This is a genomic window from Achromobacter sp. Root170, from assembly GCF_001428165.1.
GTDB classification, from domain to species: domain Bacteria; phylum Pseudomonadota; class Gammaproteobacteria; order Burkholderiales; family Burkholderiaceae_B; genus Achromobacter; species Achromobacter mucicolens.
Window position 1 is genome coordinate 56,137 of the sequence record NZ_LMHN01000017.1, and the last position, 19,762, is coordinate 75,898.

The 19,762-nt window shown below is 67.2% G+C and carries 15 protein-coding genes; 6 read left to right on the forward strand and 9 right to left on the reverse strand.

Annotated features, from left to right (window positions below; all coding sequences use genetic code 11):
* Nucleotides 1–203 precede the first annotated feature (203 nt).
* Entirely contained in the window at nt 204–2,804 is a 2,601-nt protein-coding gene (locus ASD87_RS21000) for a carbohydrate-binding family V/XII (RefSeq protein ID WP_235512779.1), read from the forward strand.
* 9 nt (nt 2,805–2,813) lie between these two features.
* Here ASD87_RS21000 and ASD87_RS21005 read toward each other — a convergent pair whose 3' ends face one another.
* The 4 genes from ASD87_RS21005 to ASD87_RS21020 all read right to left on the reverse strand — a co-directional run bounded on the left by ASD87_RS21005 (nt 2,814) and on the right by ASD87_RS21020 (nt 7,259).
* On the reverse strand, nt 2,814–4,004 hold the full coding sequence (locus ASD87_RS21005; RefSeq protein WP_056326149.1) for a hypothetical protein: 1,191 nt from the start codon (nt 4,002–4,004) through the stop codon (nt 2,814–2,816).
* 46 nt (nt 4,005–4,050) lie between these two features.
* Nucleotides 4,051–4,788, reverse strand: coding sequence for a hypothetical protein (locus ASD87_RS21010; RefSeq protein ID WP_056326151.1), 738 nt, complete (start codon nt 4,786–4,788; stop codon nt 4,051–4,053).
* Between the two features lie 18 nt (nt 4,789–4,806).
* Nucleotides 4,807–6,534, reverse strand: coding sequence for an alpha/beta-hydrolase family protein (locus ASD87_RS21015; protein WP_056326154.1), 1,728 nt, complete (start codon nt 6,532–6,534; stop codon nt 4,807–4,809).
* Nucleotides 6,535–6,599: 65 nt separating this feature from the next.
* Nucleotides 6,600–7,259, reverse strand: coding sequence for a glutathione S-transferase family protein (locus ASD87_RS21020; protein ID WP_056326156.1), 660 nt, complete (start codon nt 7,257–7,259; stop codon nt 6,600–6,602).
* A gap of 167 nt (nt 7,260–7,426) precedes the next feature.
* Here ASD87_RS21020 and ASD87_RS21025 point away from each other — a divergent pair, with 167 nt between their 5' ends.
* On the forward strand, nt 7,427–8,191 hold the full coding sequence (locus tag ASD87_RS21025) for a class II aldolase/adducin family protein (protein WP_056326159.1): 765 nt from the start codon (nt 7,427–7,429) through the stop codon (nt 8,189–8,191).
* 6 nt (nt 8,192–8,197) lie between these two features.
* Here the strand turns inward: ASD87_RS21025 and ASD87_RS21030 are convergent, their stop codons facing one another.
* The 3 genes from ASD87_RS21030 to ASD87_RS21040 all read right to left on the reverse strand — a co-directional run bounded on the left by ASD87_RS21030 (nt 8,198) and on the right by ASD87_RS21040 (nt 11,294).
* Entirely contained in the window at nt 8,198–8,986 is a 789-nt protein-coding gene (locus ASD87_RS21030) for a hypothetical protein (protein WP_056326162.1), read from the reverse strand.
* A gap of 166 nt (nt 8,987–9,152) precedes the next feature.
* Nucleotides 9,153–9,614, reverse strand: a complete 462-nt coding sequence (locus ASD87_RS21035; RefSeq protein WP_056326165.1) for an SRPBCC family protein — start codon at nt 9,612–9,614, stop codon at nt 9,153–9,155.
* 111 nt (nt 9,615–9,725) lie between these two features.
* Nucleotides 9,726–11,294: an FAD-dependent monooxygenase gene (locus ASD87_RS21040; RefSeq protein WP_056326168.1), complete on the reverse strand. Its 1,569-nt coding sequence runs from the start codon at nt 11,292–11,294 to the stop codon at nt 9,726–9,728.
* Between the two features lie 204 nt (nt 11,295–11,498).
* Between ASD87_RS21040 and ASD87_RS21045 the strand changes: the two genes are divergently transcribed.
* Nucleotides 11,499–14,135, forward strand: a complete 2,637-nt coding sequence (locus ASD87_RS21045) for an excinuclease ABC subunit UvrA (protein WP_056326170.1) — start codon at nt 11,499–11,501, stop codon at nt 14,133–14,135.
* 36 nt (nt 14,136–14,171) lie between these two features.
* Here ASD87_RS21045 and ASD87_RS21050 read toward each other — a convergent pair whose 3' ends face one another.
* The gene (locus tag ASD87_RS21050; protein WP_235512780.1) at nt 14,172–14,990 is read right to left on the reverse strand and encodes a hypothetical protein; all 819 of its coding nucleotides are present in this window, start codon (nt 14,988–14,990) and stop codon (nt 14,172–14,174) included.
* A gap of 126 nt (nt 14,991–15,116) precedes the next feature.
* Between ASD87_RS21050 and ASD87_RS21055 the strand changes: the two genes are divergently transcribed.
* Nucleotides 15,117–16,166, forward strand: a complete 1,050-nt coding sequence (locus ASD87_RS21055) for an NADP(H)-dependent aldo-keto reductase (protein ID WP_056326171.1) — start codon at nt 15,117–15,119, stop codon at nt 16,164–16,166.
* Between the two features lie 216 nt (nt 16,167–16,382).
* Nucleotides 16,383–17,441, forward strand: a complete 1,059-nt coding sequence (locus ASD87_RS21060; RefSeq protein ID WP_056326174.1) for a polymorphic toxin type 44 domain-containing protein — start codon at nt 16,383–16,385, stop codon at nt 17,439–17,441.
* Nucleotides 17,442–18,293: 852 nt separating this feature from the next.
* Here the strand turns inward: ASD87_RS21060 and ASD87_RS21065 are convergent.
* Nucleotides 18,294–19,115: a metallophosphoesterase gene (locus ASD87_RS21065; protein ID WP_056326177.1), complete on the reverse strand. Its 822-nt coding sequence runs from the start codon at nt 19,113–19,115 to the stop codon at nt 18,294–18,296.
* Between the two features lie 131 nt (nt 19,116–19,246).
* Between ASD87_RS21065 and ASD87_RS21070 the strand changes: the two genes are divergently transcribed.
* Nucleotides 19,247–19,651 carry a lysozyme inhibitor LprI family protein gene (locus tag ASD87_RS21070; RefSeq protein WP_056326179.1) on the forward strand — a complete coding sequence of 135 codons (405 nt, stop codon included), beginning with the start codon at nt 19,247–19,249 and terminating at the stop codon, nt 19,649–19,651.
* The last annotated feature ends 111 nt before the right edge of the window (nt 19,652–19,762 follow it).

Sequence of the window (19,762 nt, forward strand, 5' to 3'; positions counted from 1 at the left end):
CTGATGCGATCAATAGCTTTTTAGCGGCATTAACGATCTGTTTCTTATTCAGGGTGCGGTCAGCTCGGGTCTTCCGGCAATTGAATGCCGGGGCCCGCAGGCGTATAACCCGAAGCGGCGGCACCCGCTTTCTCGCTTGCTCATTTGCGCAGCGGGACACCCCGGCCGGCTGTGCAGGCGGTCCGAACCTCAAGGAGCGTGATATGCATTGCGTGTCCCGATTGCTGCACCTGCAAGCCTGGTTTTTCCGCTTGCCCGCCGCGTCCCGCGCTACCGGCCGCCGCCGGCGCATCGCACGCCTGATGCTGGGCGTGGCGGCTGGAACGACGCTGGCCTTCGGCGCCGCCGCGCAGCCGCAAAGTCCCGGCCAGCCCGGCGCCTCGGCCGCGACCCCGCCGGGCGCGGTCCAGTCCGCCGCCGCGCAGGCCGGCGCCGGCCAACCCCAATCCGACTCGTCCGCCGCGCGCGCGCTGCAATGGCCGCGCAGTTTTTCCGCGCCGGACGGCGCGCGGGTCGAGCTCTACCAGCCGCAGATCGACACCTGGACCGCCGACCGCCTGTCCGGCCGCATGGCCGTCGCCGTGGGGCCGGCCAAGGGCAATCCGACCTACGGCGTCGCGGAATTCTCCGCGCGCGCCGACGTGAACAAGCCCGCCGGGCTGGTGCGCCTGTCAGACATCCGCATCGAACGCGTGCAGGTGCCGACGGCGCCCCAAGAGGCCGCGCGGCTGCGCAGCGAGCTGGAGGCCCGCATTCCGCCCAAGGGCGTGGTCACGCCGCTGGACGGGTTGCAACTGAGCTATGCGCTGTCGCAGAACAACCCGGCCACCCGGACGGTGCCCGTGGACAACACGCCGCCGCGCATCATCTACCGCACCGTCCCGGCGATCCTGGTGCTGGTCGATGGCCCGCCCGCGTGGACGGCGCTGCCCGGCACGCCGGACTGGCGCCGGGTCGTCAACACGCGCGCCCTGATCCTGGGCGACAACGCCGGACGTCTGTACCTGCAGGCGGCAGGCCACTGGTATGACGCGGGCGGCATCAACGGGCCCTGGCGCACCGTGGCGCAACCGTCACCCGCGCTGCTGGCCGCCGCCGACGCCGCACGGCGCGGCCCTGCGGCGGACCCCTTGATGCCGCATGACGGCAAGGCGCCGCATCGCGCGCCCGATATCGAGGTGTCGACGGTCCCGGCGGAGCTTCTGATCACGATCGGCCAGGCCGAGTTGCGGCCGGTGCCCGGGACCTCGCTGCTGTCGGTCACCAATGCCGACCACGCCGTGTTCATGAATCCGGGCGATAACCGCTATTACCTGCTTGTGTCGGGCCGCTGGTTCCGCGGTCCCCGGCTTGAAGGACCGTGGTCGTATGTGCCCGGCAAGGACCTGCCGCGCGACTTCGCGCGCATCCCGGCGCGCGATCCGCAGGGCGGCGTGCTGGTGTCGGTGCCCGGCACGCCGCAGGCCCGCGAAGCCGTCATCGCATCGACCATTCCGCAGACCGCAACCGTGTCGCGCAGCGCTGCCAGGCTGCAGGTCGAATACGCCGGCGGCGCGCCGGTGCTGCGGCCCATCGAGGGCACCACGCTGCATTACGCGGCCAATTCGCAGGTGCCGGTCATCCAGGCCGAAGGCCGTTACTACGCGTTATCGCATGCGGTGTGGTTCGTGTCGGATTCGCCCACCGGACCGTGGCGCGTGGCCGACCATGTGCCCGCGGCCATCTACGCCATTCCCGCCACTTCGCCGTTGCACTACGTGACCTACGTGCAGGTCTATGGCTCGACGCCGCAGAGCGTGGTGTTCGGCTATTCGCCGGGCTACATGGGCGTGGTCGTCGCGCCGGATGGCACGGTTGTCTACGGCACGGGCTATTCCTATCCGCCCACGATCGTGCAAAACACCTGGGTCGGCTATCCGCCCAGCTATGGCTACAACGCCGCCTTCGATTCCGCGGCGGGCTTTGCCTTCGGGTTTGCCGCGGCCGAAGCCTGGGGCGGCGCGGCGCCTTACTGGGGCCCGTATTACGGCGCGCCTTATTGGGGCGGCGTCGACGTGAACAAAGTAGACGTCTATGGCGCATGGGGCGGTTCCGGCACGGTCACCCACGCGGCCGGGTGGAATGGCTGGACGGGCACCGAATGGCAGGGCGCGCACGCGGAAGGCTACAACCCGCAAACCGGCGCCGCCTTCGAAGGCACGCGCGGCGCGGCCTACAACGAATACACGGGCAATGCCGCAGCGGGCCGGCGGGGCGCCTACACCGACCCGGTCACCGGCGCATCGGGCGCGGGCCGGGCGGGCGCGGTCGAGAACGATGACGGCCAATGGGCCGCGGGCCGGCAGAACGTGCGCACCAATGCCGATACCGGCCGCACCACGTATTCCGCCGCCGGCGCGACCGGCACGGCGGGGCAGGGCGCGGACAGCGTCGACCGGCGCGGCGCCACCTACGACCGCAACACCGGCAGCGGCATGGCGTGGAACAACGGCAACGTGTACGCGGACCACAACGGCAACGTGTACGAACACAACGACAACGGCTGGCAGCAGCACACGTCCTCGGGCTGGCAGCCGGTTCAGCCGAACACGCAGTCCAACTACCTGAACGCGCAGCGCCAGGCGCGCGATTATTCGACGCAGCCGGCGGGCGGCATGAACGGCGGCGGGTGGCAGAACCGCATGGGCGAATCCGCGGGCGGCTGGCAAGGCCGTGGCGAAGGCGGATGGCAGGGGCGCGGGATGGAGGGCCGCAGCTTTGGCGGCGGGTTTGGCGGATTCAGGGGCGGCGGATTCAGGCGCTGAGCGTCTCGTTCAGTCCTGCACCAGATACGCCTCGCCGCCCGGCTTCAGGTACGGCGTGAGATCACCGAAAGGCACCTGCGCCAGCGTTCCCAGACACACGCCCGACGCGTGGCCCACGCCGGATACCGACAGGCTCAGCGCGCCGGGCGTCGTGGCGCCCAGCGCAAGGTAGGCCGGCCACAGGTCCCAGCAACCTTCCTTGGAACGGTCCTCGGTCAGTCCGGCCTCGTCGCGCGCGGCCAGGGTTTTCTGCGCCTGGCCGACGAGTGCCGTCAGCGCGGGGCGAGGCTCGCGGCTGCCCGGCTGGTAGGCATCGAACACGCGGTTCCAATCCAGGGTTTCGCCGCGCAGCAGGTCGAACGTGTAGGGATCGAAGTGGTTGTTCGGATGCGCGCCGCCGCAGTCCAGGCTGCCGGATTCGGTCACCGTCATCATGGCGCGGGACAGCCAGGGCACGGCCACGACTTCTTCCTCGTAGTTGGCCAGTGTGCCGGCCGACGGATTGCCGCTGGTGTAGGCCGAGGCCTTGCAGGCCAACGCCGCGTGGCTCATGCGCCAATGGCGTTGCTCGAGCAGGTGATTGACGCGCGCCATGACCTGCGCGTCCGGATGGCGCGACAGGCGCGGATAGCTGAACTGGGTGCGCGGGTCGCGCCACATGCGATATGCGACGGTGGCGCTGCCCACGTCGGCGCCCACGGGCACGGCGTGACCGGCAAGCTTGAGCGTGTCGTAGGGGACGCGGGCCGCGTCGATGTCTTCGTCAAAGCCGATGCTGCCATCGGGCGCCAACGCCCCGGCGTCGTATTGCGCGACCCGCTGCAGCGTGAAGGTGCGCTGCTTGCCCGTGCGCGTGTCGATCCACACGCCGTGATAGCCCTGCGCGTCGCGCTTGCCTTGCCAGGTGGCGGCCGGCTGCGCGCCGGGCGCCGTGGCGGCAGCAAAGGTCATCGGCTCTTGCAGCGCGGCTTCGCTGCCTTTCAGCGGGATGTCCACGCCATGTTCGGGATAGAAGTAGCGGCCCGTCAATTCGTTGCCGGCCGTGGCGCTGTCCAGTTCCATCACGATGTCGCCCACGCCTTGCAGCGTGCCGGTGTAGACGGTGCGTTCGGCGGCGTCGGCATGGCCTGCCTGCCACAGCATGGCCAGCGTCAGGACGCCAAACCGGAACGGACGCGTGCGTGCAAAGGGAAGGGACATCGGCTTTGGGACCCTGAGACGTGGGCCGGTCAATATACCCGACGGGTCAGAGGTCCAGCGCCGCGGGTTGCCAACGGCCGCGCTCGGGGTCCACGCTGACGCGGCGGCCGCCCGCCCACACCGCTTCTTCGTCCAGCCGCGACGCCAGCCCCGGCTCGATATCGAACGCGATCCCCAGCGCCTGCGCCACCGCCGGGTCTTCGATGGGCAGTTCCCAGGTCAGAAAGAGTTGCGACAGATCCCGCGCCGCCGGGAAGTCCGCTTCGTCGTAGCCGCTGGCGTGGCGGGCGATGACGGCGTGGGGCTGGCAGGTGTCGAAGACGATGGCGACGCCGCGCGTAAGCGGGATGCGGTGCCCGGTGCCGGGAAAGTGCACGTCCAGGCCCTTGTCGTCGGACAGGAACAGATTGCAGAACGCGGCGCCGCCGTATTGGCTGCCGTCGTGGTGATAGCGCGCGCCGCGGCAGGCCATGAGCGCCATGTCGCTGGCCGCCAGGACATCGCCCAATCCCAGCGCGCGCGTCCAGTCGCGCATCGCCTGCACGCACAGGCCGAACTCCGGCCAGCGGGCGCGGGTGCGCGACAGCGGCATCTGCTCGACGTCGCCCGGCTCCAGCGCCAGCCGGGTCCGGATCTCGCGGTCCCAATCGGCCGTCAGGCGCGCGGGTGGCGCGGGCACGTCCAGGTTAGCGGCCAGCAGGCGCGCGCTGACGCTGCGGCTGCGCAAGGCGTCATCGCGCGAAAAGAAGAACGACGTCAATCGATCCTGCATGGGGTGATTCATGAGCCGCGCCTGCCGCGCCTAGCCTCCGCGTCCCTCGTAGGCGCCTTCGTCGCCGTCTTCGTCTTCCATTGCCGCCTGCGCGCGCTCCAGCAGATAGGCCTTCAGGCCTTCGAGGGCGTCGGGCGTCCAGCCGGACACGCCGGTCACCGCGACCCAGGCGTCGACATAATGTTGCGGCGCGTAGACGTGTCCATACCCCATCGGCGTGGCGGTGCCCACCGCCATGTCCAGCGCAAGCTGCAACATGGTCACCACGGGATACCAGCGCAGTTCCGGCGACACGTCTGGGCCCATCGGCGCGTTCATCCACGCGGGCGGACGATATAGGTCGCGATAGTCGAAGAACGTGACCGGGTCGCTCGCGTATTGCAGGTAGACGACGCGCATCGGCCCCCACGGCGCGTCGGCCGGCACCGGCGAACCGTTCTGGTTCATGAAGCGCACGAAGGCGCCATCGCGCAGTTCGGGCAGCCAGGCGGGCGAGCCGGGATTGCGGGCATCGGTAATGGTGCGCCAGACGCGGCTTTCAAAGGGCGGGCCGCTCCAGAGCGCGCCCTGGATCGGGTCGCCGATCATCTCGAACAGTTCGGCCGACCCTGCGGAATTCTTCGCGCCCAGGCTCAGGCCGTGCAGGTACAGCCGCGGCCGCCGGTCCTTGGGCAGCGTGGTCCAGTAGCCATACACCGCCTGGAACAGGGCGCGCGCGGCTTCCGCGCCATATTCGGGTTGCGCCAGCAGCGACAGCGGGCTGGACAGGTACGAATACTGCATGGCCACGCTGGCCACGTCGCCGTTCAGCAGGTATTCCAGCGAGTCCGCGGCGGCGGGGTCGACCCATCCCGTGCCCGTGGGGGTGATCACGACCAGCACCGAGCGGTCAAAGGCGCCCACGCGCTTCATCTCGTCCAGCGCGAGCCGCGCGCGCGCCTCGGGGGTGGCCGCGCCGCGCAGACCAACGTAGACGCGGATGGGCTCCAGCGCCATGCGTCCCGACTGCGTCTGGATTTCACTGGCGGTGGGGCCGGAGGCGATATATTCGCGGCCGGCGCGGCCCAGTTCGTTCCAGCGGATCAGCGAGGCGGGCCCCCCTGTCTTCAGGTCGGCGGTGGGCTGCGGGCGTTCGGGCTCGAGCAGCGCGTCGAATTCGCGGAACGACGCGTCCAGCACGTGCAGCGCGCCGCGGAAGAACACGTCGGTCGCCAGCAGCCAGAAGATCAGGATGGCGATGAGCGCGCCCGTCACGTTGGCCACGCGCCGCGGCACGACGCGCCGTACCTGCCGGGCAAGGTAGCGGGCGATCAGCTTGAACAGCCGCGCCAGCGCCAGCAGCACGGCAAAGGTGGCCAGGGCAATCAGGCTGACCTTGATGGGATGGGCGCTGGTCACGGGCTCCATCTGCATCAGCGCGCGGATGGTGTTCTGCCATTCGGCGGCGCGGCCGAGAAACACGATCGCCACCGCCACGCACAAGAGGCCGATGACGGCATTGATGACCCACGCGGCGCGGCCGCGGGGCGAGGGCAGTTCCAGGTAGGTCCATAGCCAATGCCACAGCACGCCCAGGCCATACCCGGCCGCAAGGCAGGCGCCCGCCAGGACGCCCTGGGTGACGTGCGTTCGGGGAATGAGGGTGGGCGTCAGCGCCGCGGCGAAGAACAACGTGCCGAGCATGAGGCCGACGCCGGAGAGGGATTCCAGGTGCGACCGGAAGAAGGAAGGCAGGTGTCGATGCAAAGTCTGCTGCACGGTGCGTCCTCATCGGGGAGGGAATGGCGGGGATTCTCGCATGTTGCCGCGGGGGCGCGGCGTTTTCAGTCGCGGTCGGGCGCGCCCAGCGGAAACAGCGGCCGGTACGGCCGGGCTTCATCGACCGCCCGCGCGAAAGACGGCCGCGCCAGCAGCCGCGCGCGGTAGGCCCGCAGGTGCGGATAGGCGTCGGCGATCGGATGCGTCCAGTCGGCGTAGAAGAGCGCGGGGGCCGCCGCGCAGTCGGCCAGGGTGAAGTCGCTGCCCGCGGCCCACGTGCGCGTGGCCAGGAGCGCGTCGATCCAGGCGTACGCCGGTTCCAGCTTCTGCGCGGTCAGCGCCAGCGCCTCGTCGCGCTTGGCGGGGTCGCCGGTCAGCGCGCCGTTGACTGCGTGCTGCATCCAGAACATGACGTGCAGGTCGAAGTAGCGGTCCAGAAAGCGCACGTCCAGCGCGGCCATCGGGTCGTCGGGAATCAGCCGGACCGGCCCGGGGTGGGCGAGCTGCAGGTATTCGATGATGATGCTGGATTCGGCGATGTTGCGGCCGCCGTCCACCAGCAGCGGAAACTTGCGCAGCGGCCAGCGCTGCAGCCAGTCGGCGCCGTGCTGGGGCGAGTCCGGCCCGATGCCGCGAAATTCGAAGGGCGTCGCGTTTTCGTACAGCGCGACGAGCACCTTCTGGGTGTACGAGGAAAAGGGATGACCGTAAAGTGCAGGCAGCATGCTCGACGTCTCCTGGGGCGTGGCCCACAGGTTAATGGGTCCGGGCCTGTTTCACCAGACGGACGCGTGTCCCGCGCCGCGCTGCGCGTTGCGCGCGAAAAGGAATACAGTGCATGACGGATCCCGGGGCAGTGGCCTCGGGAAGACACCAACAATACGGAGACAGGATGGATACGGCAGGCAAGCAGGGCGCCAGCGTGCGCGAACAGGTCGGCGAAACGGAATGGCAGGTCCGCAAGGATCTGGCGGCGCTGTACCGGCTGGTGGCGCTTTTTGGGTGGGACGATCTGATCTTCACGCACATCACGGCCAAGGTGCCGGGCACGGAGCATTTCCTCATCAATCCCTACGGCATGATGTTCGACGAAATCACCGCGTCCAGCCTGGTCAAGATCGACCTGCACGGCAACAAGGTGATGGAGTCCGAATACGACATCAACCCCGCGGGCTTCACCATCCATAGCTGTATCCATGCGGCCCGCAAGGACGCGATGTGCGTGCTGCACACGCATTCGATCAACGGGGTGGCCGTGTCGGCGCAGAAGGCCGGCCTGTTGCCGCTGTCTCAATTCGCGTTCATCGTGCTGCGCTCGCTCAGCTATCACGACTACGAGGGCCTGGCGCTCAACCCCGACGAGCAGCCGCGCCTGGTGCGCGACCTGGGCGCCAACAACTACCTCATCCTGCGCAATCACGGCCTCTTGACCGTCGGCCAGAGCATGGCGGAAGCCTTCCAGGCCATGCACCGCCTGGAAGCGGCCTGCATGGTGCAGGTGCGCGCGCAGGCGGGCGGCGAACTGACCCACATTCCGGCCGACATCCTGGCGCGCGCGGCGGTGGAATCGCCCGCCGACCGCGCCCGCAAGGCCCAACTTGCGTGGCCGGGCCTGCTGCGCCGGCTGGACCGGCGCAATCCGGGGTATGCCGAGTAAGCGCGCCTATTTTTTCGCGGTCGGGTCGGCGGACAGGAATTCCGCGCAGTCAGGCAGCGGCTTGGACGGCTCGTAGGACGATGTGCCCGGTTGCCACGCGTAGGTCACGGTGTAGCTGCACTGGCTGTCGATCTGCGGAGCAAGCTGGGCCGGGGTCAGCGCGGGGCGCGTGCTGGAATCTTCAAAGCGGCTGGCGCCCGCCGGCGAGCGCGTCGCCTGCGTCTTGACCTGAAGATCGGGCAGTTCCTTGCCCGGCACGGCCTTCAGCGACGCCTTGAACGCGTAGATGTCGCTGCACTGGCCGGCCCGCTTTTGCGGGTCGGCCTCGTTGAAGCACGCGCGGATCGACGCGTCGGCCGTGTACGGCATGACGAGCACCAGGCTGGCGCCGGTCTGTTCGCCCAGGTTGACGTCGTACAGATACAGGTCGCGGCGCGAGAAGCCGCCGCCCGAGAACGGCGTGGACGCCTCGAAGTCCGGCTCGGCCGGACCGACCACGCCCACCAGCGCCCGTTCTTCGCTTAGCCGGATCAGTTCCGGCCACACGGTGAAATCCTTGAAGTCCGGGATCTCGGGCGAATCCCAGAACCGGTAGTCGGCACGCAGGGTCCTGCTGGTGGCAAAGGGACCGTTTTCGCCGAAAGCGCCATCCGTCTTGATGCCCACGCACCAGTCGGTCTGGGCGTTGCAGTACAGCTTGTTGTCCGCGTTGAGCTTCAAGGGCTCGGTATCGGGGGCGGCCATTGCCGCGGCGGGCAGGGCGGCGCAAAGCAGCAGGGCAAGCACTCTTGACACGATTCTTCCTTCTTGTGGGATGCGCGCGGGGCCGTATGTTACGGCCCCGCGCCACGCCCTCCGGGGGCGCGCCACATTTTGTAGGCAGTCGCACCGTTACGCGCGACCTGATGGTGTCAAAACATGAACAAACGTATCGGCGTCGACGCCGCCCGCTGCGGCGGCGTCAGTCGCGCACGGGGCCGTCGGGCGCATCGGACTCGACCAGCTGCGCCAGTTGCAGCAGCGACTCCTGCCAGCCCAGGTAGCACATCTCGGTCGGGATGACCTCGGGTATGCCTTCCTGCACGATGACCAATTCCGTTCCGCACGACACTTGCCGCAGGGTGACGGTGGTGGTCATCTCGCCCGGCAGGTTGGGATCGTTGAAGCGGTCCGTGTAGCGGATCTTCTCGCCCGGAACCAGCTCCAGGTACTCACCGCCGAACGGCTCTTCGTGGCCGGTGGCAAAGTTGTGGAACGCCATCCTGTGGCGGCCGCCCACGCGCGCGTCCAGTTCCTGGACCGAGCAGGTGTAGCCATAGGGCGGAAGCCACTTGGCTATCGCATCGGGCTCGATGAAGGCGCGATAGACGCGTTCGGGGGTGGTGCGCAGGACGCGAAGGTGTCGTACGGTTCCGGTAGTCATGGTGTAGTCCGCCTTGAAATGAGGGTGGGTGCATGACTACGACGAACGGTCGACACCCGAATCGACAAGAATTTTGCTGGGGATTTCCCTAGGTCGCGATGGGCTTTCCCATCAGGCCCGCAGCCGGTCGATGTACGCCGACAACGTCTCGGCGTGCCGCGCGTCGGCGCGCAGGCCGACGTGCCCATCTGCCCGCACCGCCAGCAGCACCATGTCGCCCACGCCCAGCCGGGCCGCCGCGGCGGGGTCCAGGTACGCGTCCACCTCCGTGACCGCCTGGCTGGCGGTCAGGGCCACCACCACCTCGATGATGTGCCCGTCCGACAGCGCCTCCAGGTCGCGGCGCAGGTCCGACAGCGCTTGCTGCGCCGTGCCGGGGCCGCCAATCAGGAGAACGGTGTGTCCGCGCCGCTTGGCATAGTCATGCAGCTTGCCCAATCCGCCAGTGGAATACCGCACGTCGATGTGGTCCGGCAGCCGCTGTCCCGGCCAGATGGCCTCGTGCCGGTCTCCCATCACGATCGGCGATCCGGCGTAATCGATATCGAGTTCGGCCTCCGACACGGCCTCGCGGTGCCGCGCCTCGGGGTTGCCGAAGGCGGCGCGGATAGCCCCGTCGCGTGCGCGCCGCGCCTGCTGGCCATGCGTCATCTGCGCACTCTCGGCCGCATCGCCCGACGCCATCACCATGTCCGCCACGGGCCGCCGTTCCGCGTGATAGCTGTCCAGCAGCGCGGGCGAACAATGCCCCTGGCACACCAGCGCCAGCTTCCAGCCCAGGTTGAAGGCATCCTGCAGGCCGGTGTTCATGCCGTGCCCCTGCGCCGGGCTGCACGTGTGCGCGGCGTCGCCCGCCAGCAGCACGCGGCCCGAGCGGAAGTCGCGCGCGACCTTGGTGTGGCATTCGAAGCGCGCCGGGTGCGAGACGTCGTCAAATTGCGCGCCGGGCAGGTAGCGCCGCAGCGTCGACAGCGCGTCCTCGACCAGGTCCGAGTCCGCCGAACTGGGCCGCAGGTAGACGCGCCAGCGCTCGCCCGGCAGGGCGGTCAGAATGACGGGAATCTCGTCCAGGTAGGCGAAATTTGCCTCGAAGGCTTCAGGCCAGTCTCGGATGGCGGCGTCGAACACGGCCCAAGGCTGGTTGATGTCGTGGCCGTCCTGCGCGATGCCGGTCAGCATCCGCACGGTGCTGTGATGTCCATCGCATCCGACGACCCATTGCGCCAGCACCTGCGACAGCTTGCCGCCGCGCTCCACCGTGGCCAGCACGCCGTCTTCCCGTTCCTGCAATCCCACCAGCTTCGTGGCGCGCGTGACCTTGCCGCCCAGCCGCTCAAGATGGTCGGCCAGCACGGTTTCGGTGACTTCTTCCGAGATGCCGATGTTGAAGGGATAGCGGCTGCCAGCAAGTTCCAGGTCGATCACGCCCAGCTCGCTGCCGTTTGCATGAATGCGGGCGCGCCGCTGTTTCACGCCCGCGGCCAGCAGGGGATCGACGATGCCCAGCGTATCCAGGATTTCCAGGGAACGCGGATGTACGACGGTGGCGCGGTCCCAGTCCAGCGGACGTTCGTGCGCATCGATCAGCAGGCAGTCGACGCCGCGGCGCTGCAGTTCGGCGGCGGTCAAGAGGCCGGCCGGGCCCGCGCCCACGACCAGGACGGTTATCGGGATCACCATGATTTGCCCTTGGAAATGGGGTCCTCGTGTCCTGCCGCATGGGATGCAGCCTGCCCGGCAGTCGGAAGCAGCGCGGTCCCGCCGAACGAGCCGGTAGCCCGGCAAGGGCGGCCTGTTGCGCCGCTCGTGCCCATTCGCGTGATGCGAAATTAAAGCAGCGCGATGCCGGCGTCAATCGCCCTTCGGTCTATTACTATTTGGGCCATGAGCCAGCGCAAGACACCTTCGAAGCCGGGCCCCGATGCCTGCATCCGCGTGCGAGGCGCGCGGGAACACAATCTGAAGAACGTCGACGTCAGCATCCCGCGCGATGCGCTCGTCGTGTTCGCCGGCGTGTCCGGGTCGGGCAAGTCGTCGCTCGCGTTCGGCACCCTGTATGCCGAGGCGCAGCGCCGCTACCTGGAATCGCTGTCGCCATACGCCCGCCGCCTGATCGATCAGGTGGGCGTGCCCGACGTCGACGCCATCGACGGCCTGCCGCCCGCGGTGGCATTGCAGCAGCAGCGCGGCACGCCCAACGTGCGCTCGACGGTGGGCAGCGTGACGACCCTGTCGAGCATGCTGCGCATGCTGTACTCGCGTGCCGGCACGTATCCCGCGCGCCAGCCCATGCTGTACGCCGAGGACTTTTCGCCGAACACGCCGCAGGGCGCCTGCCCGCACTGCCACGGCCTGGGCTATGTGTACGACGTGACCGAGGCGTCCATGGTGCCGGACCCGTCGCTGTCCATTCGCGAGCGGGCCATTGCCTCGTGGCCGCCCGCCTGGCATGGCCAGAACCTGCGCGACATCCTGGTGACGCTGGGCTACGACGTGGACAAGCCGTGGCGCGACCTGCCCAAGAAGGATCGCGACTGGATCCTGTACACCGACGAGCAGCCAACCGTGCCCGTCTACGCCGGCTTCACGCCCGCCGAGACGCGCGCCGCGCTGCGCCGCAAGGCCGAGCCCAGCTACATGGGTACCTACACCGGCGCGCGCCGGTACGTCATGCACACGTTTGCCACCACGCAAAGCGCCATGATGAAAAAGCGCGTGGCCCGCTTCATGACCGGCGCGCCCTGCCCGGAATGCGGCGGCCGGCGTCTGAAACGCGAGGCGTTGTCCGTCACCTTTGCGGGTCTGGACATCGGCAGCCTGTCGCAACTGCCGCTCGCCCGCATCGCCGAGATCCTGACGCCCGCCGCCGAAGGCCGCTTCGACGACGCGGCCGGGAAGGCCGGCTCGACCCGCAGCAAGGCCGCCGGGGTGCGCGCCAACGCGCGGCGCGTGGCGGCGGGCGGGCTGTCGCATGCGGGCAGCAGCGACGTGCGCCGCACGCCGGACGCATCGCCCGAGAAACGCATTGCCGCGCAGCGCATCGCGCACGACCTGGTCGAGCGCATTGGCACGCTGCAGGCGCTGGGCCTGGGCTATCTGGCGATGGACCGGTCCACGCCGACGCTGTCGCCCGGCGAATTGCAGCGCTTGCGGCTGGCCACGCAGATCCGCTCCAACCTCTTTGGCGTGGTGTACGTGCTGGACGAGCCCTCGGCGGGCCTGCACCCCGCGGACGGCCAGGCGCTGCACCGCGCGCTGGACCAGCTCAAGGCGGGCGGCAACACGCTCTTCGTCGTGGAGCACGACCTGGACACGCTGCGCCGCGCCGATTGGCTGGTGGACGTGGGGCCCGGCGCGGGCCAGCATGGCGGACAGGTGCTGTACAGCGGTCCGCCAGACGGCCTGCGCAAGGTCAAGGAATCGGTCACGGCCAAATACCTGTTCGATGTTCGGCCCGCCAGCCGGCGCACGCCGCGCGAGCCCAGCGGGTGGCTTGAGCTGCGCGGCATCCATCGCAACAACCTGCATGGCGTGGACGCGCGCTTTCCGCTAGGCGCGTTCACGGCGGTCACGGGCGTGTCCGGGTCGGGCAAATCCAGCCTGGTCAGCCAGGCGCTGGTCGAACTGGTGGGTGAACTTCTGGGCCAGGAGCTGCCCGCCGAGGAATCCGACAGCGACCTGCCGCAGCCCGGCAACCTGCCGCGCACGACGGGCCGCATCCATGCCGGCGCGCAAGCCATCAAGCGGCTGGTCAATGTGGACCAGAAGCCCATCGGCCGCACGCCGCGGTCCAACCTCGCCACGTATACCGGCCTCTTTGACCACGTGCGCAAGCTGTTTGCCGGCACCAAGGCCGCCCGGTCGCGGCGTTACGGCGCCGGCCGCTTTTCCTTCAACGTCGCGCAAGGGCGCTGCGAGACCTGCGAGGGCGAAGGCTTCGTCCACGTCGAATTGCTGTTCATGCCCAGCGTGTATGCGCCGTGCCCCACGTGCCACGGCAGCCGCTACAACGCCAAGACGCTCGAAGTCGAATGGAATGGCCGCAACATCGCGCAGGTGCTGGACATGACCGTGGACGAGGCGCGCGCGTTCTTCAAGGACGAGGCCGTCGTGTCGCGTCCCCTGACGCTGCTCTCTGAAATCGGACTGGGCTATCTGCGCCTGGGCCAGCCCGCCACGGAACTGTCCGGCGGCGAGGCGCAGCGCATCAAGCTGGCGACCGAGCTGCAGCGCAGCCAGCGCGGCAACACGCTGTACGTCCTGGACGAGCCCACCACGGGCCTGCACGCGGCGGATGTGGACAAACTGATGACGCAATTGCACGGCCTGGTCGACGCCGGCAACACCGTGGTCGTGGTGGAACACGACCTGCGCGTGGTGGCGGGCAGCGACTGGATGCTGGACGTCGGACCCGGCGCCGGCGAGGCGGGCGGCGCGATCGTGGCGGCCGGCACGCCGCAGGCCGTCAGCCGCGGCAACGCCGGCGTCACGGCGCAGTTTCTGCGCCCCTTCTTTGATTGAGGAAACAAGGCGTTCATCTGCCGGCCCTGAACGCGGCTAGGGCTGCTGCCGCATTTCATCGGCCAGCGTGTCCCGCATGCGTTCCATGCTTTCCTGGCCCACCTCGATCAAGCCGCCGCTCGGCTGGTCGATGTCCAGGATGAAGGTCAGCACCAGCGCGATCAGCGCGGCGAACATGCCGGTCGACACGGGCCGCCGCCGTCCATGCAGTCCAGTGCCGTAGGCGATGTAGGCCATCGAACCGGCGGCCACGATGAAGAGCAGGTAATACACCGGCTCCGGCACGTGGTTTTCCAGCGCAACGCGCCGCTTCTCGTTGATCTGCGCCATCTCGTTGATGGCCTGGATGAACATGATGGTGGAGATGGTCGGCGGGTTCTCTGCCCGGGCCGCGACCGCCGCCCGGATCTGGCGTTCGATGCGGCGCGCGGTGGCGTTGGCGGCGGCAAAGCGCGGCGAATCCTGATCGGCCAGGTGGTAGTCCAGCGACGCCGAGGCGTATTCATGCAGCATCTTGGCCACCGCAGGCCGGTGTTCGGCGGGAATGAGCTGCGATCGCCAATAGGCGTTGCCGATGGCGTTGGCCTCTTCCAGCACCAGGTTCTTGCGCGTCTCGAAACGCGTGACCGACATGGCGAACGTAAACCCCAGCAGCAAGGCCAGGAGGCCCAGCAGCGCGGTCTGCAGCGCGGTGATGTGTGTCTTGGCGGCCTCGTCGGCCGGCTTGCGCAGCCGGCGGCCGAGCCGGTAGGCAAGCTCGATGACGGCCAGGAAAATGATGAGCACGACGAAAAAGATGATGACTTCGTCAACTTCCCGCAGCATGCCGTCTTCCCCCGGTTTGGATGTGCGCATCAGCGTAAGCCGATTGCGCGGCGGCGGCAATCGGGCGTGGCCCTGACGCCTCGCCCGTCAGCGAAATGCCAACATCTTGGAGTAAGGTGTCGCTTCCCAACTTGAAGACCCCGCACGGAGCAGAACTTGAAATACCGCAAACTCGGCCGTACCGACCTGGACGTCAGCCTGATCGGGCTGGGCACCATGACCTGGGGCGAGCAGAACACTGAAGCGCAGGCGCACGAACAACTGGACTACGCGCTGGAGCGCGGCGTCAACCTGGTCGACGTGGCCGAAATGTACCCGGTGCCGCCCAAGCCCGAAACGCAGGGCCTGACCGAAACCTACATCGGCACGTGGCTGGCCAAGACGGGCCGCCGCAACGACATCGTGCTGGCCAGCAAGGTCGCCGGCCCCGTGCGCGACCCCAAGCGTCCCGGCCACATCCGCGACGGCAAAACCTTCCTGGACCGCAAGAACCTGACCGCGGCGCTGGACGCCAGCCTGAAGCGGCTGCAGACGGACTACCTGGACCTGTATCAGCTCCACTGGCCCGACCGCACCACGGCCACGTTCGGCCAGCTGAACTACCCGTGGGTCGAAGACGAGCACACCGTGCCGATCGAGGAAACCCTGTCCGTGCTGCAGGACTTCGTGCGCGCCGGCAAGGTGCGTCACGTGGGCGTTTCCAACGAAACGCCGTGGGGCGTCAGCCAGTTCCTGCGCCACGCCGAAAACCAGAACCTGCCGCGCATCGCCTCGATCCAGAACGCCTACAGCCTGCTGAACCGCGTGTTTGAGATCGGCCTGTCGGAATTCACCCACCACGAAGGCGTGGGCCTGCTCGCGTATTCGCCGCTGGCGATGGGCATGCTGTGCGGCAAGTACCTGGACGGCGCCAAGCCGGCCGGCGCCCGCCTGACGGTCTTCTCGCGCTTCACCCGCTACAGCAACCCCCAGGCCGAAGCCGCCACGCGAGAATACGTGGAACTGGCCCGCGCACACGGCATCTCGCCGACGCACCTGGCGCTCGCGTGGGTCAACCAGCGCCCCTTCGTCACCAGCAACCTGATCGGCGCGACGTCGCTGGAACAGCTCAAGGAAAACATCGACAGCGTCGATGTGACCTTGCCGGCAGACGTGCTGGACGCGATCAACCAGATCCACGCGCGGCATCCGAATCCGGCGCCTTGAGGCGTGCAAGGTGTGAAGGGCAGAAAGAATTCAATGCCCTGATCGGACGCTATCGATCTCCGTAGTGGTCTACGTGCAAAAGCTCACTTGCGAAAGCGGTGGGCTTTTTGCTTTGCATGAGGGGAGGCCAATGCGTCGGGCCATTTTCGTGTTTCTCTGATTCAAGCCGCTTTCTTCGGCGCTCAAACTCCGGTGCATCAGCAATTGCCAGGAGCCATGATGACAGGGCGCCCGATCATTCGTGTAGGCGACAAGACAACCCATGGCGGCACGGTGTTGGAGGGATTTTCGTCCTACTCCATCGACGGCCGAGCGGCGGCCGGTCTCGGTCATAACGTGGACTGCCCGAAATGCAATGGCGCATTTCCAATCATCGAGGGCGCACCTAGCTTCGCCGTCGGTGACAGCCTGGTTGCCCTGGAGGGGATGAAGACCGCCTGCGGTGCTGCGTTGATGGCGAGCCAAGGATTCGCGCGGGTGGATCCCGGGCCGGGCGGGATCTTCCGCGATGTTGGCTACGGAATCGGTTTGTCGAAGGGCGTCTCAGCTGGCGCGACTGGGCGATTCCAGCAGTACGCGCAATCACTGCGGCCAGCCATATGCAATCACACCGACACGGCAGTGCCGCTGGCTGAATACATGGTCCGTGAAATGAAGACCAATCCATTTTCCATCGAGGGTAGGGCGATTCTCGCGGCGAACAGCGAGGATCCTCAAGCCCGCCGTGCGCAGTGGCAGCAGTGGCCGTGGTACCTGCGTCTGGGGGCGCCACCCGACTTCGAGGCAGCCGCCGCAGCGCGAAAGGCGGCTGCATATGGGTTATGGACAGAAAGGGTCGCGCCCGGGCGGCCGTGGGACCACAAGCCGGTATTGCGAGAGCGGTTCCTCGGCGAAATTCACCCGCGCTGGCACAAGTACAAGAATCATGATTACTTCTACGACATTTGGTCCAACATTCACTATGGCTATGTGGGTGCGGCTGTTGGTTTCAGCGCGGCGGAATTGATCAATGGCGCTGGTATCGCGCAGGCGCTAGATGACTTCAGAAGAGGTGATCCGCAGCAACATCACCCGGAAAACGGTTCATGGCCTGCCAGCGCCGATGACGTTCCCGATCACATTTCGATCAAGCTTGGCACGGATCTGTACGAGCAAGTAAAGCCATGTGCGTTGACGGTCGGCATTTTGCTGGAGCGTGTTGCGGCAGTGCCCGTACCCTGGGGGAAAGGTAGGGATTGGGCCAAGAAACTGCATGATTGTCGTGGCCCGCGATGAAAACCGGGCCTATCCGGATCGGCTGCGCCACGGTGGCAGGATTGCTTTGCGCGCTGACGCTGTTTTGGTATTTCTGCCGACCGGTCGTGGTTATTCACTATTCGGCTGCGGGAGGTTCCCCGATAGGCTATGTCTACGATACCGACGTATACCTCGCTAGAAGAACGCTACACCCCGGTGAGTCGGCGATGTATTACACCGATTGGCATCACGCTTCCGACTACTGGACCTCGGTCAGCTTGCCAGCGGAAAGCGGAGATTATGTGGAAGTAGACGGCCCGTTCAGCCGAGTGGATGTGTACGTGGGTCCGGATGCGAAGGTGCAACGAACCGCCATTCGACATGGCTTTTTTTCGCGGTTCAGCGAGCCAAGCGAACCCTGCGAGCCTACGGAGCACGAACCGAACGACAACGGTAGTCCGGGTAGATGACGGCGATTAGCGCCGGTTACCCGGGGCGCGTTCTTCTGAAGCTATGTGCCGCCCTGTGTGCTCTATTGGCAACGCTATGCGCGAGTCTTATCCTTTGGGGACTTCTGACGCCTCCTGTAGTCGTTCACTACGCGCAAGACGCCTTAGAGCCGGTGGTGGTTTACTTCAATGACAATCACCGTCTGAGACGAGAAGCCTTTGATCCCGGCGAGTCAGTCAGATTTTCGACCGCGATGTTCGCGTCGCCGGATTCATGGATTGATGTAAGCGCGCCATTCGTCAATCGCCGAGGCTTGGAGATTACAGGCAAGTTCAGTCGCGTCGATGTGTGCATCGATGCGCAAGCACGGTTCAGCGCCCAAACAAGGTACCCGTATTTCGCCCGCTTCACGTCGCCAAGTGAGCCCTGCAATATTGCCGATCACGGGCGGTGATCGGCCGGCACTTCCCACAACTTCCCCGGCGCGAAGCCCTCCTGTTCCCCCTTCTTTGCATACCCCAGCGGATTCGCAATCACCCGGCAGCCGTCCTTCACGTAGTCCTGCGGACAGTGCAGATGTCCGTGTATCCACACGTCAGCCAGCGGCAGCAACCCGTCCAGCGCGTTGCAGAATCCCGCTGTCCCCGGCGTGACCCCGTAGCGCGGATCGGCGCTGGCTAGCGTGGGTGCAAAGTGCGTGATCGCTACCGTCGTGCCGTCGAAGGGCACGCGCAACGCGGCGTCCAGCCATTGTTGGCAGGCCAGGCCCTGCTCGCGCATCTGTTCGGCCATGAAGGGTGCGCCGTGGCGGCGCATTTCGGCCTTTTCCAGATAGAAGTCCGCGGCCCGGAAAGCCTTGGCGCGTTTTTTCAGGACTTCCCCCAGCGCGTCGTCCGGCGCGGCAAGCGCGTCGAAGTCCGTCCACAGCGTCGTGCCCACGAACCGAACGCCGCCGATCACCGTGGTCTCCCGTTCCAGCCATTGGATGCCCAGGGTCTCGCACAGGTCGCGCAGGCGCTCATGCGTCTCGTCGAAATCCACGTTGTCGTATTCGTGGTTGCCCGGCACGAAAAGAACAGGCGTGGGCCAGCCTTGGCGGGGCGAATAGTCGCCCAGGCCGAAATCGTCCCGCTCCAGCCGTGAGCCCTGGCGATACGAACCGATGTCGCCGGCCAGCACCAGCAGGTCGGCCCCGGCCGCAGGTTGTGCCACGAAGGTGGGATCGGTTTCAAGATGCAAATCGGAAAGCAATTGGATCTTCATGGGCCCTATCTTAGGCGACGAGCGGACGCGCTGCGCCGGGCCGGCATCCGTGCGACACTTTCCCCCAAGCATTTGCCGACCCAACGGCAATCACCCAAACCCACCACCCACCGAATTCAGGAGGAACTCCCATGCGTATCGTGTTTGCCGCCGCAGCGCTCCTGCTTGCAGCGGGGGCGCAGGCCCAAGTGCTCAAGTGTGACCAGGCCTCGACCCAGACCGACATGAACCTGTGCGCGGACCAGGCTTATCGCAAGTCCGACGCCGACTTGAATGCCGCGTACAAGGAAGTGACCGAGCGTCTGAAAGACAGCAAGGCTGCCTTGACGCAATTGCAGGCCGCGCAGAAGGCGTGGCTGTTCTTTCGCGATGCCGAATGCGCGTTTTCGTCAGCAGGCGTTACGGGCGGCAGCGCGTATCCGATGGTGCTGAGCCAGTGCCTGGACAAGCTCACGCAGGCCCGCACCAAGGAATTGCGCGCGTACCTCGCGTGCGAGGAAGGCGACACCAGCTGCCCGGTGCCCCGCAAGCCATGAGCGCCGCCAGGCAGACTGGCGGGGATCAGCGCAAGCCGGACCCCGGCAGCCCGGACACCGCTAGCCCAGACGCCGGCAGCCCGGACGCCGGCAACCCCGATGCCGGCAACA

Bases quoted from the DNA above. Each gene is read 5' to 3' on its own strand.
- ASD87_RS21050 (WP_235512780.1), bottom strand. From the start codon at position 14,990: ATGCGCACATCCAAACCGGGGGAAGACGGCATGCTGCGGGAAGTTGAC.
- ASD87_RS21005 (WP_056326149.1), bottom strand. From the start codon at position 4,004: ATGTCCCTTCCCTTTGCACGCACGCGTCCGTTCCGGTTTGGCGTCCTG.
- ASD87_RS21025 (WP_056326159.1), top strand. From the start codon at position 7,427: ATGGATACGGCAGGCAAGCAGGGCGCCAGCGTGCGCGAACAGGTCGGC.
- ASD87_RS21040 (WP_056326168.1), bottom strand. From the start codon at position 11,294: ATGGTGATCCCGATAACCGTCCTGGTCGTGGGCGCGGGCCCGGCCGGC.
- ASD87_RS21045 (WP_056326170.1), top strand. From the start codon at position 11,499: ATGAGCCAGCGCAAGACACCTTCGAAGCCGGGCCCCGATGCCTGCATC.
- ASD87_RS21000 (WP_235512779.1), top strand. From the start codon at position 204: ATGCATTGCGTGTCCCGATTGCTGCACCTGCAAGCCTGGTTTTTCCGC.
- ASD87_RS21070 (WP_056326179.1), top strand. From the start codon at position 19,247: ATGCGTATCGTGTTTGCCGCCGCAGCGCTCCTGCTTGCAGCGGGGGCG.
- ASD87_RS21060 (WP_056326174.1), top strand. From the start codon at position 16,383: ATGATGACAGGGCGCCCGATCATTCGTGTAGGCGACAAGACAACCCAT.
- ASD87_RS21010 (WP_056326151.1), bottom strand. From the start codon at position 4,788: ATGAATCACCCCATGCAGGATCGATTGACGTCGTTCTTCTTTTCGCGC.
- ASD87_RS21020 (WP_056326156.1), bottom strand. From the start codon at position 7,259: ATGCTGCCTGCACTTTACGGTCATCCCTTTTCCTCGTACACCCAGAAG.
- ASD87_RS21035 (WP_056326165.1), bottom strand. From the start codon at position 9,614: ATGACTACCGGAACCGTACGACACCTTCGCGTCCTGCGCACCACCCCC.
- ASD87_RS21065 (WP_056326177.1), bottom strand. From the start codon at position 19,115: ATGAAGATCCAATTGCTTTCCGATTTGCATCTTGAAACCGATCCCACC.